The sequence below is a fragment of the Mycetocola lacteus genome, assembly GCF_003667575.1.
In the GTDB taxonomy this organism is placed as follows: domain Bacteria; phylum Actinomycetota; class Actinomycetes; order Actinomycetales; family Microbacteriaceae; genus Mycetocola; species Mycetocola lacteus.
In genome coordinates this window covers 575,308-592,746 of sequence record NZ_RCUY01000002.1, presented here as the reverse complement: position 1 = coordinate 592,746, position 17,439 = coordinate 575,308, and the positions used below count along the sequence as shown (strand labels likewise).

The window sequence follows — 17,439 nt, the reverse complement described above, 5'->3', positions numbered from 1 at the left end:
CTAGCGCTCGGCGAAGATCGCCGCGATCCGGGCGGGGACCGTGTCGTCCTGGAGGCTGGTGACGTCGCCGAGCGGGCGGGCGTCGGCGATGTCCACCAGGAGGCGGCGCATGATCTTGCCCGAGCGGGTCTTGGGCAGGTCGGGGACCAGGATGATCTCGCGCGGCTTGGCTACCGCGCCGATCTGCGCGCGGATGTGCTCCTGCAGCTCGCGAGTCACCTCGGCCGACTTGGCCGCCCAGGCGGCGGGATCCTCCTCGGCCGGACGATCATGGGACGGGATGATGAACGCGGCAATCGCCTGCCCCGTCACCGAATCAGCGATGCCCACCACTCCGGCCTCGGCCACATGCGGGTGGGAAACCAGAGCGCTCTCGATCTCGATCGTGGACAGGCGGTGCCCGGACACGTTGATCACATCGTCCACGCGGCCCAGGACCCAGATGTCGCCATCCTCATCCCACTTGGCTCCGTCGCCGGAGAAGAAGTAGCCGCGGTCGGCGAAGCGCTCCCAGTAGGCGTCGCGGTAGCGTTCGGGGTTGCCCCAGACGGTGCGGGCCAGCGAGGGGCCGGGACGATCCACCACCAGGTATCCGCCCGAACCAAAGGGCACGCGCTCGCCGTGCTCATCCACGATGATCGCGCTGAGCCCGGGCAGCGCACGGGTCGCCGAGCCGGGCTTGAGTGTGCTCACGCCGGGCAGCGGGGCGAGCACCGCGGACCCGGTTTCGGACTGCCACCAGGTGTCGATGATCGGCAGCTCATCCCGGCCGAAGTTGTGCCGGAACCACACCCAGGCCTCGGGGTTGATCGCCTCGCCCACGGTGCCGAGCAGACGCAGGCTGGAGAGGTCGTAGGTGTCCGGAAGCCCCTCGGGGAACCAGCTGGCGAGAGTGCGGATCAGCGTGGGCGCCGTGTAGTAGGTTGTGACGCCGTAGCGCTCGATGATCTCCAGGTGCCGCGCGGGATGCGGGGTGTTCGGGGTGCCCTCGTAGATGACCTGGCTCAGCCCGTTGGAGAGCGGTCCGTAGATCTCATACGTGTGTGCGGTGACCCAGGCGAGGTCGGCGGTGCACCAGTGCACGTCGCTGTCCTTTGCATCAAATACCGCCCAGTGGGTGAAGGACGCCTGGGTCAGGTATCCGCCCGAGGTGTGCACCAGGCCCTTGGGCTTGCCGGTGGTCCCCGAGGTATAGATGATGAACAGCGGGTTCTCGGCGTCGAAGAACTCGGGCTCGTGGGTGTCGGCGGCGCGGTCCACGCTCTCGTGCCACCAGACATCGCGGCCCTCGGTCCAGTCGATCTCCGAACCCGTGCGGCGGACCACAAGGACGTGCTCGACGCTGTCCACCCCCTCGACCGCGGCATCCGCGTTGGCCTTGACCGGGACCGCGGTGCCGCGACGGTACTGCCCGTCGGTGGTGATCAGCAGCTTGGCCCGGGTGTCCTCAACCCGGAAGCGCAGTGCCTCGGCACTGAAGCCGCCAAACACCAGCGAGTGGATCGCGCCGATGCGCGCCACGGCCAGGGTCGCGATGATGGTTTCCGGGATGACCGGCAGGTAGATGACTACGCGGTCGCCCCGGCCGATACCCAGCTCGGTCAGCGCGTTCGCCGCTCGGGAAACCTCGCGCTGCAGCTCGGCATAGCTGATCGCGCGGCGGTCCCCGGGTTCGCCCTCAAAGTACAGTGCGATCTTGTCGCCGCGGCCGGCGGCCACATGGCGGTCCACACAGTTCACCGCGACGTTCAGCGTGCCTCCGGCAAACCAGGTGGTCTCGGGTACCGAGAGGGTCCCGTTCTCCTGCACGGTCGCGGGCTTCCAGGTGTGGACGGTGTCCCAGGGGCGGGCCCAGTCCAGACGCGCGGCCTGCTCGGCCCAGAACGCATCCGGGTCGGCATCCGCCCGCTCAAACCAGCTCGCGTCCACGTTCGCCGAGGCCGCGAGATGCGCGGGGGCCGGGAACGCCCGGGTTTCGGCCAGCAGTGCGGCCAGTGCGGGCTCGGTGGCCGACAGCACGGAATCGGTGTGCGGGCTCGCGGGCTCGGTTGCCGCCGGACTCGGCTCGAGGATGGACGGGACGGCGGGGACCGTGGGCGAGGAGGACATATCTTTAGGGTAGGCACCGCGCCGGATGCGTGCGGATCCGTGCGTAACCGGCCGTAACGCGGATGCGCGTACGGATTGTGTAAGGATCCGGGACAGGAGCAACCTTCCCGGCTTAGACTCGGCGGTATGAGTACACAACCGGTCACCATTGCCGTGAGCGGCGCGGGCGGAAACATCGGCTACGCGCTTCTCTTCCGTCTCGCCGCGGGCGATCTGCTCGGCCCGGATACCCCGGTCCGACTGCGCCTCCTGGAGATCCCGGCCGGCGAAGCCGCCGCCGCGGGGACACAGCTGGAACTGATCGACGGAGCCTTCCCGCTGCTGGATCAGGTCAGCGTACACACCGACGCCACCGAGGCGTTCACCGATGCCAACATCGTGTTCCTGGTGGGTGCGCGGCCGCGCACCGCGGGTATGGAGCGCGCCGACCTGCTGGAGGCCAACGCGGGTATCTTCGGTCCGCAGGGTCGGGCGATCAACGATCACGCCGCCGCGGACGTGCGGGTCATCGTGGTGGGTAACCCCGCCAACACCAACGCGCTGATCGCCCAGCGCAACGCCCCCGACCTGCCCGCCGAACGCTTCACCGCGCTCACCCGGCTGGACCACAACCGGGCGGTGGGGATCCTCGCCGCCGAGGCCGGCGTCCCGGTCACCGAGGTCACCGGGATCACCGTGTGGGGCAACCACTCGCCCACCCAGTATCCCGACCTCAGCCAGGCCAGCATCGGCGAGGTGGCCGCGCTCGCCGCGGTGGATGTGGACTGGGCGCGCGGCGCGTATATCGACCGGGTGGCCAAGCGCGGGGCCGAAATCATCGCCGCACGTGGCTCTTCCTCGGCCGCCTCTGCGGCATCCGCGGCCATCGATCACATGCGTGACTGGGTGCTCGGCACCCCCGGGGATGCCTGGACCAGCGTGGCCCTGGTGTCCGATGGATCCTATGGGGTCCCGGCCGGGTTGGTCTCCTCGTTCCCCGCTCAGTCCATCGAGGGGCGCTGGGCGATCGTTCCGGATATCGACATCGACGAGTTCTCCCGCGCCAGAATCGACGCCTCGGTGGCCGAGCTGATCGCCGAACGCGATGCGGTGGCGGCTCTCGGGTTGCTGCCGGACTAGGCCATCCCGATCCGGCGTATGCCGAGAGCGGCGTCTACGCGGATCGTTACCGGGTCGCCCCGGGGCATCAAAAACACGGCGGCGGCCGGGAGGAAACCCTCCCGGCCGCCGCCGCGTGTGTGGGGTGTGACTAGGCTGCGTCCGCCTGCGAGCGGCGACGACGCACCAGACCGAGCGCCGCGGCACCGATCAGCAGCAGGATGCCGCCGGCAACGCCGAGGCCCAGCACGCCATCGGCACCGGTGGAGGCCAGGGCCGCCGGGGTACCGGCGGCGACCGGGTGGGCCGCGGTGACGGCCACGGCGATCACGGCCACCGTCTTTGAGGTCTGGCCCTGGAAGACGATGTGGTGCTCACCCGCGGGCAGCTTGGAGAGGTCGGCCCCGGCGACCACGACGGCGCCGTCCACAACCGGGAAGCTACCGAGCAGGGTCGGGGTCGAGTACGCGTAGACATCCACAAACGCGTCGTTTGCGCTCCACGGCAGGGTTGCGGTGAAGGGCGCGGCCGGGTTGAGCTTGGTCAGGTCGACGCCCGGGGCCGCCTGCACCGAGGCGGTGGTGGCGGCGACATTCAGGCCGAGGTCCTTGACCAGGTTCAGCAGCGCGTTGGTGTTGCCCGCCGGTGCCGGGGCCGGAGCGGCCGGAGTCTCGGTGGGCTTGGGGGTCTGGCTCGGCTGGGTGCTGGGCGTCGGGGTCGGGGTCGGGGTCGGGGTCGGCTCGACGGTCGGAGTCGGCGTGGGCTCCGGGGTGGGCTCAACGGTCGGCTCGACCGTGGGCGTCGGGGTGGGCTCCGGTGTGGTGACCGGTGCCTCAACCGTGACGCCCGGCAGCAGGTCCGCGGCAACGATCGCCCGCGGCTGGGTTAGCGCCAGGGTCGCGTCGGCGGACACGGTGACGGCCGATGTGTCGAGCACCAGGATGCCCGCCTTGTCCGAAACCGGTGCGGGTGCGGTGCCCACGGTGATGGTGCCGAGAGCAACCGGGCCGCCCTGCGCGCCGGTCACCTTGGCGGTGTTGCCGGTGTCGCCGAACTGCACGTTGTAGGCGTTGTCGGTGAAGGCGTTGGCCGCACCCACGAAGCTCACGTTATCGATGTTGTCGGTGGTGTTCTGCGAGCTCTTGGTATAGAACGCGATGCCGGCCCAGCCGTTGTGCTGCGCCTGGACGTTGCTGATGGTGATGTCACCGGAGATGACCGGGCTGGTCGGGGTGTAGCGGTTGGTGATCGCGATACCGTTCTTGCCGAACTCCCGCACCCCGATGTCCTCGAGGGTCAGCCCGCGGGCACCGTTGGCGTCGATGCCGGTGGCGTTGGGGCGCGCGGCATCCGAGTCGGCACCGGTGATCGCGAGGTGCTTGAGGGCAACATCGCTCACGTTGGTCAGGTCGATGGTCTTCGAGGACCCGGCCGAGCGGATCTCGGTGCCGCGGCTGGCGGCACCCTCGATGGTCACCGGCTTGCTGATGCGCAGATCCTCGCGGAACGTGCCCGCGGCCAGCTGGAGCGTGGCTCCGGCCGGGGCGGCGTTCAGCGCCGCCTGGATCGAGTCACCCGCGGCCACGGTGATGGTGTCGGCGGGGAGTGCCTGGGCGGTGAGCGGTGCCGCGAGCAGCAGCGCCGCGGCACCCAGGGCGGCGGCCGGCGCATACGCGCGCAGGGGCCGCCGAATAACGGGGGAGGTCATGGTTATCCGTTCGTTGGGGGAAGAGCCCCGGGTATTCCCGTCCCGGCGCTCCTACCCCAATGAATACTCCCAATATTTCACCGTGTCAATACGCCTCGTAGCATTCGGTGACGGGCGGGTAAACGGCGTGTTTCCGGGGTATAACGAGCCTAGTTCTCGGCCTTTCCGATCCGCCAATATCCCATGAAGGCCACGCGACGACGGTCCACTCCCTGGGTGGTGACCAGGGTGCGGCGCAGCTGCTTGATTACGCCGGATTCGCCCGCCAGCCACGCATAGAACTCGCCCGAGTCCGCATCGGTGGGGGTCTCCCAGAGAATGTCGGTGTCAACGTCCACGTCGACCAGCTTCTGCGCACGGGGTGCCCGGGCGGCCTCAATCAGCTCGCCGTGGCCGGCGATCCACTCATCCATCGCCCGGATCAGGCCCGCGCCGTGCTCGGCACCCTCGCGGGCGATCAGCGTGACGGCGACCCCGGTGGGATGCTCCAGCTCGAGGGCATCCGCGGCGGTGGGCACTTCGATCAGTGCGTCGCCGACCGCATCCGCGGGCAGGTCACGCAGGATCCCGGCAATCGCGGGCAGTGCGGTCTCGTCCCCCGCCAGGAGGAGGCGGGTGGCGTCCCCCGGGTGCCAGTCGATGCCGATGGCGGATTCCAGGCTGCGTGCGTCCGGCCCCACCAGGTACACCTCGTCGCCCGGCTGCGCGGTCAGCAGCCACTTCCCGGCCGGGCCCACCTCGGAGCCCTCGGGAACCGAGTGCACCACGAAGTCCACATCGACCTCGCCGAGTGCCGGTCGTACGTCGCGCACGGTGTAGGTGCGGAACGGAGCCCGCTCCTCCTCGGGGAGGTCGCGCCAGAACTCCCACCAGGCGTTGCCGTCGAGGTTCGGCAGCGTAAACAGGGCCTGCCCGGGCAGCGGGAAGAGGATCTTGATGCGCTGATCCAGCAGGTCGGTGCCGAAGAATTGCAGCTCATCATCCCGGAAGGTGACCCGGGTGAAGTGCGGTGAGAGCTCGGTCACCGCCGAGACTTTGGCGGGCCAGGGGTGGTAGGCGGGGCGATCGGTGCGGACCAAAACCTGCGATTCTCCTAAGCTGAGCATTACCTAACTCTAGGCGAATCTCTGGGGAAACCCAATCCTCCGTTCCGGCCGTTTTATGCCGCGTATCCGCCATTCGGCGGAGGGGCAAAATCCGCCGGGTGAGGGACGACCCGCACGGTGCCGCCCGAATAGCCTGGGGTGACAACACGATTGGAGGGCCCATGCTGGAGATACGCGGCATCAATAAATCCTTTGTCACCCGTCAGGTGCTCACAAACATGAGCTTCACCATCGAGCCCGGCCGGATGACCGGTTTTGTGGGCGGCAACGGTGCCGGCAAAACCACCACGATGCGCATCCTGCTCGGCGTGCTGGAGGCCGACAGTGGCGAGGTGCTGCTGGACGGGTCCCCACTCTCGGAGCAGGATCGCCGCCGAATCGGCTACATGCCCGAGGAGCGCGGGCTCTACCCCAAGATGAAGGTCGCCGAGCAGATCACCTACTTCGCGCGCCTGCACGGTCTCGGTGCCGAGACCGCTAAGCGCAACACCGAGCGTCTGCTCGATCAGCTGGGTCTGGGCGAGCGCGGGGGCGACACCATCGAGAGCCTGTCGCTGGGAAACCAGCAGCGCGCGCAGATCGCCGCCGCGCTGGTTCATGATCCGCTGGCCCTCGTGCTGGATGAGCCCTTCTCGGGCCTCGACCCGCTCGCTGTGGATGTGGTCCTCGCGGTGCTCAAGGAGCGCGCCAACGCCGGGGTTCCGGTGCTGTTCTCCAGCCACCAGCTCGACATCGTTGAGCGTCTCTGCGATGACATCGTGATCATCTCCGGCGGCCAGGTCCGCGCGGTCGGCTCGGCCCAGAGCCTGCGCGACGCCCACCGCGGTAACCGTTTCAGCCTGGAGAGCGAAGCGGACGGCGGCTGGGTGCGTGAGGTTCCCGGAATCTCGGTCCTGAGCTTTGATGGTGGACACGTCGAGTTCGATGCCGACACCGCCGAACGCGCGCAGCTGGTGCTGCGTGGTGCCCTCGAACGCGGCCCCGTGCACGCGTTTACCCCCGTTCGTCCCTCGCTCGCCCAGATCTATCGGGAGGTAGTCCAGTGAGTACCACACGCCCAGTAGCCCCCGCCGCCCCCTCGGTCCTGTCCACCACCTGGCTGGTCGCCGAGCGGGAGATGACCCAGCGTCTGCGCAGCAAGGCGTTCCTGTTCTCCTCCGCCTCGCTGATCGTGCTGGTGCTAATCGGTGTGCTGCTCAGCGGGTTTGCCGCCGGGGGCGGGTTCTCCGGAGATGAGAAGTCTCGGGTGGCCGCGGCCGGTCCGGTGGCCGCGATCCTGGACACCCAAACCTTCGACGTGGAAAGCGTCGCCAGCAACGAGGATGCCCGCGCGCTGGTGCGTGAGGGCAAGGTGGATGCGGCGGTCATCGCCGAGCAGCCGACCCAGAAAAACCCCACCGGGGTCACCATCATCGCCCAGGAGAAGGCACCCGATGCGCTGACCGATGCGCTGACCCTGCGTCCGCAGATCGAACTGCTGGGAGGGGACGGGGTCACCGGACCGCTGCGCTTCATCATGGCGCTCGCATTCGGGCTGATCTTTATGATGTCCGCGGTCACCTTCGGCAGCGTGATCGCCCAGTCGGTGGTTGAAGAAAAGTCGACCCGAATCGTCGAGATCCTGATGTCCACGATCTCGGTTCGCGTGCTCCTCGCGGGCAAGGTGCTGGGGAACTCGCTGCTGGCCTTTGCCCAGGTTGCGGCGATTGCCGCGGTCGCGATCATCGGCCTCTCGGCCACCGGTCAGGACGCGCTGCTGGCCGGAGTCGGGGCACCAATCATCTGGTTTGTGGTGTTCTTCATCTTCGGGTTCGTGCTGCTGGCCGCGCTGTTTGCGGGCCTCGCCTCGCTGGTGTCGCGGCAGGAGGATGTGGGCTCGGCGATCACCCCGGTGACCATGCTGGTGATGATTCCCTACTTCGGGGTCGCCTTCTTCAACGACAACCCGGTGGTTATGACCGTGCTCAGCTACGTGCCCTTCTCCGCCCCGGTGGGCATGCCCGTGCGGCTCTTCTTCGGTGACGCGCAGTGGTGGGAGCCGCTGGTGGCCCTGGCGATTCTGCTGGTCTCGGTGGTCGTGGTGATTCTGCTGGCCGCCCGCATCTACCGCGGATCGCTGCTGCACACCGGTGGCAAGCTCAAGCTGAGCGAGGCGCTGCGCGGCTAGATCCGGGCGCGAGAGTGGCGGTGTTCTTCGGGACACCGCCACTTTTGTCTGCCCGTGGCGAGCCCGGCAAAATTCGTGATTGCATAGAGGGTATGACCTCCGCACTGCACGATTCCTCCGTTCGCCACTTCGCCTCCGACAACTACGCCGGAGCCCACCCCGAGGTGTTGGAGGCGCTGGTCGCCGCCAACGGTGGACACCAGTCGGCCTACGGCGACGATGTCTATACCGCCCGTCTTGGCGAGGTGATGCGTGGGCACTTTGGCGAGCAGGCGCAGGTGTTCCCGGTGTTCAACGGGACCGGCGCCAACGTGCTCAGCCTGCAGTCGGTGGTGCCGCGCTGGGGTGCCGTCATCACCGCGGCCTCCGCCCACATCAACACCGATGAGTGTGGTGCCCCCGAGCGGGTCGGCGGGCTCAAGCTGCTGCCGGTCGCGACCCCGGACGGCAAGCTGACCCCCGAGCTGATCGCCACCGAGGCCTACGGGTTCGGGGACGTACACCGGGCCGAGCCGCACGCGGTGTCGATCACCCAGTCCACCGAGTTCGGGACCCTGTACACCCCCGAGGAAATCGCCGCGATCGCCGAGTTTGCGCACTCCCAGGGCCTTGCCCTGCACCTGGATGGTGCCCGGATCGCCAGCGCCGCGGCCGCACTGAACCTGCCGCTGCGCGCCTTCACCACGGACGCCGGGGTCGACGTGGTGTCCTTCGGCGGAACCAAGAACGGGCTGGTCTTCGGGGAGGCCGTGGTGGTCCTGAACCCCGAACGTGCCCACGGCGTGGACTACCTGCGCAAGATGAACATGCAGCTGGCCTCGAAGCTGCGCTTTGTCTCGGCCCAGCTGGTCGCGCTGCTTGAGGGCGACCTGTGGCTGCGCGGTGCTGCCCACGCCAACGCGATGGCCGCGCGCCTGCGTGCGGGGCTGGAGACGAAAATCGCCGCCGGTGAGATCACCGGCCTGTCCTTCGCCCAGGACACCCAGGTCAACGGCATCTTCGCCTCGCTGCCCGCGGCCGCCGCCGAGAAGGTGCGCGAGTCTTTCCGCTTCTACGACTGGGACGCCTCCCTCGAGCAGGTCCGCTGGATGACCGCCTTCGACACCACCGAGGCCGATGTGGACGCCTTCATCGCGGCGATCGCCGCTGCGCTGCCCGCCCGATAGCGGCGGCTAAGGTTTACGGGTTCCCAGCCAAATTAACTTTAGGCACCCTAAAGTTAATTTGGTGAGGGTTCTCAGAATCCCCGTTTCACACAAAATCCCCACCGCGTGTGGGGATTTTGTGGTTTGAGCGGTGGGCGTTTGAACCGGGACGGCCCCGCGCACCCCTGCGATGTTCAGGCGTCCGTTCTTCCTCCCGCGACCAGGGCGTTGCGGGCGTTGATGAGGCGAGTGTGGGCGTCGGCCAGGGTTTCGCGGGGGGCGTCCTCGGGCTGTTGGACCCAGCCGTCGAAGGCGGTCCGCAGGGTGAAGGTGGCCAGGTGGACGGCGATCCAGGCCTCGCTCTCCCCGCCGGCGAGGGGATAGCGGTCGGCGATTTCCGCGGCCAATAGGCGATCGTTTTCATCCTCATGGCGCAGGGAGGCGGCGCGCAGACTCGCGTTATCAAGCATCAGCGTACGCACGCGAATCAGCTGGCTGCGCACGGCACCGTCGTAGCGTTCCAGCTCCACCAGGACCGCATGCAGGGCCGCTTCGATCTGGGGAAGCAGCGGTTTTTCTGGGGTCAGGGTAGCCAACAGGTCGCGCATGATGGGCCCAAAAACCGGCTGCCCATCCACCGCCGCGGCCTCCTTGGAGGGGAAGTAGCGGAAGAAGGTACGCACCGAGATCCCCGCGGCCTCGGCAATATCGGCCACCGTGGTGTGCTCCACGCCCTGGGTTTCAAAAAGGGTGATCGCCGCGTCGCCGATTGCGGCACTGGTTTCCAGGCGTCGGCGCTCGCGCAGGTCGAGGCCCGGGGAGTCCGGGGTGGGGAAGAGTGTGGTCACGATGCTCCTTGCTTGGAATTAGCTTAGCGCAGCATATTGTCACCTTGCGACATCATGGCACAGTGTGACACGGTTAACGCACCAACACCGAAGGACTCCCCATGACCGCAACCCCGCGCGCCCAGATCGCGCAGCCCACCCCATCAAATCCGGCCGCGAAGGCCGGGAACCCGCGTCCGATCATCGCGCTGCTGCTCATTGCCGCATTCGTGATGATCCTCAACGAGACGATCATGGGGGTGGCCCTGCCGCACCTCATGCGTGACTTCGCCATCGACGCGGGAACCGCCCAGTGGCTCGCCACCGGCTTCATGCTCACGATGGCCGTGGTCATCCCGACCAGTGGCTTCCTACTCAACCGCTTCCCGCTGCGCGGACTTGCGATCACCGCTATCGCCGTCTTCACCGCGGGCACCCTGCTTGCCGCCCTCGCCCCGAGTTTCGCGGTGCTCCTGATGGCCCGCGTCCTGCAGGCCGTGGGCACCGCGATCATGACGCCACTGCTGAGTACCACGATCCTGAACGTGGTGTCGGCCGAAAAGCGCGGCCGCACGATGGGCGGGATCGCCATCGTGATGGCCGCCGCTCCGGCGATTGGCCCCACCGTCTCCGGCCTGATCCTCAACAACCTCAGCTGGCGCTGGATGTTCTGGTTTGTGTTCCCTGTGGCCGCCGCGACCCTGATTGCCGCAATCTTCAAGATGCGCAACCTCACCGAGCGTCGCCCGGCGAGCCTCGACATCCTCTCCACCGTGCTCTCGGCGCTGGGTTTCGCGGGCCTGATCTACGGCATCAGCAGCCTGGGCGAGGAGGCGACCGGGCATGCGGGCGTCTCGCCGCTGGTCCCGCTCGGCGTGGGCGTCGTCTCGCTCGGACTGTTCATCTGGCGTCAGCTGGTGCTGCAGCGCACCGACTCGGCACTGCTGGATCTGCGCACGTTCACCAACCGCTCGTTCACCATCGCCGTGATTCTGGTGTTCTTTAGCATGCTGGCCCTGTTTGGTGCGCTGATCGTACTGCCGCTCTTTGTGCAGAACGTGCTCGGCCTGACCGCGCTGCAAACCGGGCTGATGATGCTGCCCGGCGGGCTGATCATGGGCATCTTCGCCCCGGTGTCCGGTGCCCTCTCCGACCGTTTCGGGCCGCGCTGGATCGTGCTGTTTGGCACCGTTGTCTCATCGCTCGCGCTTTGGCTGTTCTCGGGGACCGTGGGCGCCGGTACCGAGTCCTGGCACATCGTCCTCCTGCTGATGCTGCTCAATGCCGGGCTCGGCTTCACCCTGACCCCGCTGCTTTCCTCAGCATTGGGAAGTCTGCGTCCCTCGCTCTACGCCCACGGCAGTGCGACCGTCAATACCCTGCAGCAGGTGGCCGGGGCCACCGGAACGGCCCTGTTTATCACGCTGATGACCAATGAGACCACGCGTCACCTGACCTCGGGCGAGAACCCGCTCCTGGCCGGTGCCGCGGGAGCGCACGCCGCGTTTACCGGGGGCGCGATTCTGTCGCTCCTGGCCATCGTGCTGGCGCTGTTTATTCGCAACCCACACAAGGAGGAAGCACAGTGAAACTAGACGGCAAGGTCGCCATTATTACCGGCGGCGCGGGCGGGATCGGCCGCGGACTGACACGGGTATTCGTGCGCGAGGGTGCACGGGTGCTGTTTGTGGACACCAATCGTGAGGCCGGGCTCGCGCTTGAGGCCGAGCTGGGCGAGCGCGCGGTGTTCCATCATCGAGACCTGTCCACCGAGGGTGCGGCCGAGGCCATTCGCGAGGCCGCGCTGATCGCCTTCGGGCGGCTGGACGTGCTGGTGAATAACGCCAACCGCTCGACCCCGGCACCGCTACTCGACACCACCCCGGAGATCTGGGCGCAGGCGTTCGGGTCCAGCTTCACGCCCACCCAGCGCCTGATGATGGTCTGCCACGATCTGCTCGCGGAATCCGGTGGATCGATCATCAACTTCGCCTCGGGCGCCGGACTCACCGGGAGCCCGACCCAGGGTGCGTATGCGGCGGCGAAGGAGGCGATCCGCGGGGTGTCCCGGGTCGCGGCCAACGAGTGGGGTCCCGAGGGCATCCGGGTCAACGTGGTTTGTCCCTACGCGCTCACCGAGGGTGTGAAGTGGTGGACCGAAAACTACCCCGAGCAGGCGGCCGCGGCCCTGGCGAGTGTGCCACTGGGGCGGATCGGCGATGTTGAGGCCGATATCGCCCCGGCCGTGGTGTTCCTGGCCGGGGATGATTCGCGCTATATCACCGGGCAGACCCTGATGATCGACGGTGGCGGGTTGATGGTCCGCTAGCGCGAGTTCGCGGGTGTCGTCGGGGCGTGGCCCGGCGGCACCCGTTTTTATGCGCGGGCGGCGTCCCCGCCCTGACGCTTGCGATAGGCGCGCATGTTGACCTGCGCCGCGCAGCCCGGCCCGCAGTACAGGCCCGAGCCGTTGCGGGAGTTGTCGCGGAAACCCGAGTGGCAGGTGTGGTTGCTGCAGGTCTTGAAGCGGACCCACTCGCGCGGGTTGGAGGCAACCGTGGCGACCCGGGCCAGCAGGGTGCCGATGCCGCCGGCCATTCCCGTCTGGGTACCTACGAGTTCCATGCCTGCCGGGGTGAGTCGGGGCATGAGTGGATGCAGCGCGGCGATGCGTTCGATCGCGGCGGTGGCCGATCCGGTATCCGTGTCCTTGGCCGGGTGAAGGTGGGAGGCCAGGATCGCGGTGACCGCGTCGCGCAGTTCGCGCACCGTCCAGACCTCGGCCTCGGACACCGGGGTGTTCTCGGGGATGAGCCCGGCCCGGTAAAACCAGGTGCGGGTGGACTCGGGATCGGCGAAGCTTTCGGCGGCATGGGTGCCCGCCCGCGTGCCCACCAGGTCGACGATCAGGGTGCCGAGGTCGGTCGCTGGGGTACTCATGGAACGAGGGTATCAGGTTATTGACAACCAATATTTAGTTAAAACAAATTGACTCATCAATTTAATAAGTTATTGTTAACCAGCTTTAGACAATAACTTCTAGATTTTTGTGAAAGGGTCGCTTTGTCTTCCGAAACCCCCACCTACCGTGCCATCGCCGTTGCCGCCGATGGATCCCTGAAACTCGTTCACCGACCGCTGCGCGATCCCGAAGCCGGACAGGTTCGCCTGCGGGTAGAGGCCTGTGGAATCTGTCACACCGACGGCCTGGCGGTCCACGAACACCCCGAATCCGAACCCGGAATGGTGCCAGGCCATGAGGTGGTCGGCGTGATCGACGCGCTCGGCGAGGGCGTCGCCGGATGGCAGATTGGGGATCGGGTGGGCGTCGGCTTCCTCGGCGGGCACTGCGGCGCCTGCGACCCCTGCCGCCGCGGCGACTTTGTGCGCTGCACCGACCAGTCGCTCACCGGTGTCACCGTAGACGGCGGCTACGCCGAGGTGATGATCGCCCGGGCCAGCGGCCTGGTCGCGATCCCCGAGTCCCTCGCCTCCGATGTGGCCGCGCCGCTGCTGTGCGCGGGCATCACCACCTATAACGCCATCATCAAGGCAGACGTGGTGCCCGGTGCCACCGTTGCGATTCAGGGTATCGGCGGTCTGGGTCACCTCGGTGTCCAGTACGCCCACCAGATGGGGATGCGCACGATTGCGATTGCCCGCGGCACCGAGAAGGCCGAGTTTGCCCGCGAGCTCGGGGCCGACCACTATGTGGACGCACAGGATCCGGCGGCCGCCGTCGCCGAGCTCAACGCGCTCGGCGGGGCCGACCTGATCGTGGCCACCGCCGCATCCGGTGCCTCGTCCTCGGCGCTGATCGCCGGGATCGCCGCCAACGGCACGCTGATGGTTGTCGGGGCGTCCTCGGATCCCGTATCCGTCTCTACTTCGGACCTGGTGATGCGCGGCATTCGGGTGCGCGGCTCGCTCACCGGCAGCCCGATCGAGAACGAGGATAACCTCGCTTTTGCCGCCCGACACGGGGTGCGTCCGATGATCGAGACCGCCACGCTGGAGGATGCCGCCCCGGCCTATGAGCGGATGTCCTCGGGTGCCGCGCGCTTCCGAATGGTCCTGGTTCCCTAGTCTCTGAAATGCGTGTGGCCCCGGGGGTTTCCCCGGGGCCACACGCATGATGTGGAGCGTTTAGGACGGGCGACCGGCCGGCGATGCCAGCTTGGCCGGGTCAAACTCGGCTACCGGGCGCAGCGCGGTGTCGATCGCGGCGAGCACGTCGGCGTCGAGCTTCACACCGGCGGCGCGGGCGTTGTCGGCCACCTGCTCGGGGCGCGATGCACCCACGATCGCGCCGGCGATGTTCTTGTTCTGCAGCACCCAGGCCACGGCCAGCTGCGCCGGGGTCAGGCCCAGGTCGGCGGCGATCGGCACGAAGCCGTTCTGGACGGCGGTCAGGATCTCCTCGGTGAGGTAGCTCTTGATCATGTTGGCACCGCCCTTTTCGTCGGCGGCGCGGCTACCCGCGGGAGCGGCGGCACCGGGCAGGTACTTGCCGGTGAGCACACCCTGGGCGACCGGAGACCAGACGATCTGCGAGATGCCCAGCTCCTCGGAGGCGGGCACAACCTCGGCCTCGATGACCCGCCACAGGGCGGAGTACTGCGGCTGGTTCGAGATCAGCGAGAACCCCAGATCCTTGGCGAGGGCCTGACCGGCGCGCAGCTGGTCGGCGCTCCACTCCGAGGTGCCGATGTAGAGGGCCTTACCCTGGCGCACGATGTCGGCAAAGGCCTGCATCGTCTCCTCAAGCGGGGTCTCGTAATCGAAGCGGTGAGCCTGGTACAGGTCAACGTAGTCGGTACCCAGGCGCGTGAGCGAGCCGTTGATCGACTCCATGATGTGCTTGCGGCTGAGGCCCGAGTCGTTGTGGCCCTTGGGTCCGGTGGGCCAGTACACCTTCGTCAGAATCTCCAGCGATTCGCGACGCTGACCCTTGAGGGCCTCACCGAGAACCACCTCGGCGGCGGTGTTGGCGTAGGTGTCGGCGGTGTCAAAGGTTGAGATGCCGGCTTCGAGGGCCGCCTGCACGCTGCGAATCGCGATGTCGTTTTCGACCTGCGAGGCGTGGGTCAGCCAGTTACCAAAAATGATCTCCGAGATCTTGAGACCGCTGTTTCCGAGATATCTGAATTCCATTTCTTGAGCGTACCGCTCGGGGCGTGCCCCACACCGGTTGTGGCGCTCGCTTTGAGCGAACGCCCGCGGTCAGGATGCGGTTCCCGAGGGACCCTGCCGCGCACTTCCGGGGACAACCAGGCCATGCTCATAGGCGAACACCACCGCCTGGATACGATCACGTACCCCGAGTTTTTGCAGTACCCGCGAAACGTGGGTTTTCACCGTTGCCTCGCCCACAAACAGGGTGGTGGCGATCTCCTGGTTGCTGAGCCCGCGGGCCAGCAGCTCCAGAACCTCGCGTTCCCGCTCGGTGAGATCGGTGATCGGCGGCGCAACGATCGGCGCGGTAGCGGTGGCGGTTGCCGGCTGGACCGGAGCCGGGGTAAAGCGTTCGATGACGCGTCGGGTGAGCGTCGGGGAGAGCAGGGCGTCCCCGCCGTGCACCACCCGGACCGCATCGATCAGCTCCTCGGGGGATGAGTTCTTGAGCAGGAACCCGGAGGCGCCGGCCTCCAGCGCCGCGAACAGGTAGGCGTCCTCGTTGAAGGTGGTGAGGACCAGGATCGCCGCCGAACCCTCACGCAGCTTTTCGGTGGCGGCGAGTCCGTCCATCCCCGGCATCTGGATGTCCATGCAGATCACGTCGGGCTTCAGTTCTTCGGCGGCGGCGATGGCCTCCAACCCGTTCTGGGCCTCGCCCACCACCTCCATATCGGGCTGGGTGCCCAGGATGATGCGAAAACCGGCGCGCAGGAGAGCCTGATCATCCACCAGCAGAATGCGAATCGGGCTCATCGGGTGACTCCTTCGGAATCGGATACGAGGACGTAGGGGACAAAGGCGCGCACCAGGTATCCGCCGCGGGTACGCGGTCCGTATTCGAGCCGGCCCTCGACTGCGGCGATCCGTTCCCGCATCCCGAGCTGACCGTGTCCGGACTGTGGATGGGGAAGGGGCATCGCCCCGGTGTTGGTGATTTCCAGCTCGACCCCGTCGCTCAGATAGCGGAGGCGCACATCGGCGGTGGCGGCCTGGCCGCCATGCTTGCGGGCGTTGGTCAACGACTCCTGGGCGATCCGGAACAGCGTGAAACCGGTGAGGCTGGAAACCGGCACCTCGGTGCCCTGAATCTCAAACCGGGTGGGGAGACCCGCATCCTCGCTGGCTCGAATCAGGGCGGGGAGACCGGACAGGCTCACCGTGGAGGGGGCATCCTCGAGGCCCGGGTCCACCTCGCGGAGCGTGCCCAGCAGTCCACGGAGTTCGCTGATCGCCAGGCGGGCGCTGGTCTCGACCTGGTGCAGGGCGGTGCGGGCGGCGTCGGGGTCCCGATCCAGCACCATTCGTGCGGCACCCGCCTGCACTCCCATCAGCGAGACGTGGTGGGCGACAACATCGTGCAGCTCGCGGGCGATACGTACCCGTTCCAGTGCGACCGCCTGGCTGGAGCTGAGAGCCCGCTCGCGTTCGAGTTCGGTGGTGAGTGCGCGTAGCTGACGCTCGCGCAGACGCACCCGGTAGGCGATCTCGCCCATGACGTAGGCCCCGGCGAAGTAGAGGATGTTGATCAGAATCTGCGCGAGCATAAACGCGACCAGCGGGGAGAGCGCCCCCACCTGCGGGATCCCGGAGACGAGGTGGGTGTTGGTGGACTGAATGAACATGCCCACCACCAGGAACACAAACATTCCGGCGATCATGAGCATGCGCATCAGCCGGGCGCGATCCCGATTCTCCACCACGGCCCCGACGGTGTAGATCGAGAGGAACAGGACCACATTGGCGAGGAGCTGCTCGGCGACACCCAGGAGGGCCGCCACCACAAAAATGGTTCCGGCCGTGAACATCACCAGGACCGGATAGCTGCGCCGCCACGCCAGCGTGCCACACAAGCACAGCGAGGTAACCACGCCCACCCACAGCGGTGCCGGATTCGCGAAGATCCCCATCTGTTGGTAGAGCGCCAGGCTGAGGAGGGCACAGACAAACAGCACGGCCGCTAGGACACGGTCAAACCTGATCTCGGCACGGGTAGGCATAGCTTCAGCCTAGGTGACGGTGGTACTCCGACGCCCCCACGTGGCGATCAGCGAGTGTGCAGGGGAACTGGGCTACGGTGAGAATCGACGGCGGATGTGGGAGG

Annotated in this window: 15 protein-coding genes; 7 read left to right on the top strand and 8 right to left on the bottom strand. The window is 67.3% G+C overall.

What is annotated here, in order from left to right:
- Positions 1 to 2,109 (bottom strand): acetate--CoA ligase, encoded by a 2,109-nt coding sequence (acs, locus tag D9V34_RS04765; RefSeq protein WP_121687721.1) that lies wholly within the window; start codon positions 2,107 to 2,109, stop codon positions 1 to 3.
- A 126-nt stretch (positions 2,110 to 2,235) separates the two neighbouring features.
- Here acs and D9V34_RS04760 point away from each other — a divergent pair, with 126 nt between their 5' ends.
- A complete protein-coding gene (locus tag D9V34_RS04760; protein WP_121687720.1) occupies positions 2,236 to 3,228 on the top strand; it encodes a malate dehydrogenase in 993 nt (330 codons plus the stop codon).
- Between the two features lie 130 nt (positions 3,229 to 3,358).
- Here the strand turns inward: D9V34_RS04760 and D9V34_RS04755 are convergent, their stop codons facing one another.
- Positions 3,359 to 4,915 carry an LPXTG cell wall anchor domain-containing protein gene (locus tag D9V34_RS04755; RefSeq protein ID WP_121687719.1) on the bottom strand — a complete coding sequence of 519 codons (1,557 nt, stop codon included), beginning with the start codon at positions 4,913 to 4,915 and terminating at the stop codon, positions 3,359 to 3,361.
- 149 nt (positions 4,916 to 5,064) lie between these two features.
- Complete coding sequence (locus tag D9V34_RS04750; RefSeq protein WP_121687718.1) at positions 5,065 to 6,021, bottom strand: siderophore-interacting protein; 957 nt, start codon at positions 6,019 to 6,021, stop codon at positions 5,065 to 5,067.
- A gap of 161 nt (positions 6,022 to 6,182) precedes the next feature.
- Here D9V34_RS04750 and D9V34_RS04745 point away from each other — a divergent pair, with 161 nt between their 5' ends.
- The 3 genes from D9V34_RS04745 to D9V34_RS04735 all read left to right on the top strand — a co-directional run bounded on the left by D9V34_RS04745 (position 6,183) and on the right by D9V34_RS04735 (position 9,354).
- Complete coding sequence (locus D9V34_RS04745; protein ID WP_121687717.1) at positions 6,183 to 7,067, top strand: ABC transporter ATP-binding protein; 885 nt, start codon at positions 6,183 to 6,185, stop codon at positions 7,065 to 7,067.
- Positions 7,064 to 8,188, top strand: a complete 1,125-nt coding sequence (locus tag D9V34_RS04740; protein ID WP_281272268.1) for an ABC transporter permease — start codon at positions 7,064 to 7,066, stop codon at positions 8,186 to 8,188. The genes D9V34_RS04745 and D9V34_RS04740 overlap by 4 nt, the downstream gene beginning before the upstream one ends.
- 92 nt (positions 8,189 to 8,280) lie before the next feature.
- Positions 8,281 to 9,354 carry a threonine aldolase family protein gene (locus D9V34_RS04735; RefSeq protein ID WP_121687716.1) on the top strand — a complete coding sequence of 358 codons (1,074 nt, stop codon included), beginning with the start codon at positions 8,281 to 8,283 and terminating at the stop codon, positions 9,352 to 9,354.
- A gap of 173 nt (positions 9,355 to 9,527) precedes the next feature.
- On the opposite strand, the gene D9V34_RS04730 is transcribed toward D9V34_RS04735, so the two are convergent.
- Positions 9,528 to 10,181 (bottom strand): TetR family transcriptional regulator, encoded by a 654-nt coding sequence (locus D9V34_RS04730; RefSeq protein ID WP_183091847.1) that lies wholly within the window; start codon positions 10,179 to 10,181, stop codon positions 9,528 to 9,530.
- Positions 10,182 to 10,282: 101 nt separating this feature from the next.
- Here D9V34_RS04730 and D9V34_RS04725 point away from each other — a divergent pair, with 101 nt between their 5' ends.
- Together D9V34_RS04725 and D9V34_RS04720 are read left to right on the top strand one after the other, a co-directional pair.
- Complete coding sequence (locus D9V34_RS04725; RefSeq protein WP_121687714.1) at positions 10,283 to 11,749, top strand: DHA2 family efflux MFS transporter permease subunit; 1,467 nt, start codon at positions 10,283 to 10,285, stop codon at positions 11,747 to 11,749.
- Positions 11,746 to 12,489: an SDR family NAD(P)-dependent oxidoreductase gene (locus D9V34_RS04720; RefSeq protein ID WP_121687713.1), complete on the top strand. Its 744-nt coding sequence runs from the start codon at positions 11,746 to 11,748 to the stop codon at positions 12,487 to 12,489. Before D9V34_RS04725 ends, D9V34_RS04720 begins: the two co-directional genes overlap by 4 nt.
- Before the next feature lie 47 nt (positions 12,490 to 12,536).
- Here the strand turns inward: D9V34_RS04720 and D9V34_RS04715 are convergent, their stop codons facing one another.
- Complete coding sequence (locus tag D9V34_RS04715) at positions 12,537 to 13,100, bottom strand: ABATE domain-containing protein (RefSeq protein ID WP_121687712.1); 564 nt, start codon at positions 13,098 to 13,100, stop codon at positions 12,537 to 12,539.
- A gap of 123 nt (positions 13,101 to 13,223) precedes the next feature.
- Here D9V34_RS04715 and D9V34_RS04710 point away from each other — a divergent pair, with 123 nt between their 5' ends.
- Positions 13,224 to 14,246, top strand: a complete 1,023-nt coding sequence (locus D9V34_RS04710) for a zinc-binding dehydrogenase (protein ID WP_183091846.1) — start codon at positions 13,224 to 13,226, stop codon at positions 14,244 to 14,246.
- A 60-nt stretch (positions 14,247 to 14,306) separates the two neighbouring features.
- Here the strand turns inward: D9V34_RS04710 and D9V34_RS04705 are convergent, their stop codons facing one another.
- The 3 genes from D9V34_RS04705 to D9V34_RS04695 all read right to left on the bottom strand — a co-directional run bounded on the left by D9V34_RS04705 (position 14,307) and on the right by D9V34_RS04695 (position 17,335).
- Positions 14,307 to 15,314, bottom strand: a complete 1,008-nt coding sequence (locus D9V34_RS04705) for an aldo/keto reductase family protein (protein ID WP_121687711.1) — start codon at positions 15,312 to 15,314, stop codon at positions 14,307 to 14,309.
- Positions 15,315 to 15,383: 69 nt separating this feature from the next.
- Complete coding sequence (locus D9V34_RS04700; protein WP_121687710.1) at positions 15,384 to 16,091, bottom strand: response regulator; 708 nt, start codon at positions 16,089 to 16,091, stop codon at positions 15,384 to 15,386.
- Complete coding sequence (locus D9V34_RS04695; protein WP_121687709.1) at positions 16,088 to 17,335, bottom strand: sensor histidine kinase; 1,248 nt, start codon at positions 17,333 to 17,335, stop codon at positions 16,088 to 16,090. The genes D9V34_RS04700 and D9V34_RS04695 overlap by 4 nt, the downstream gene beginning before the upstream one ends.
- Positions 17,336 to 17,439 lie beyond the last annotated feature (104 nt).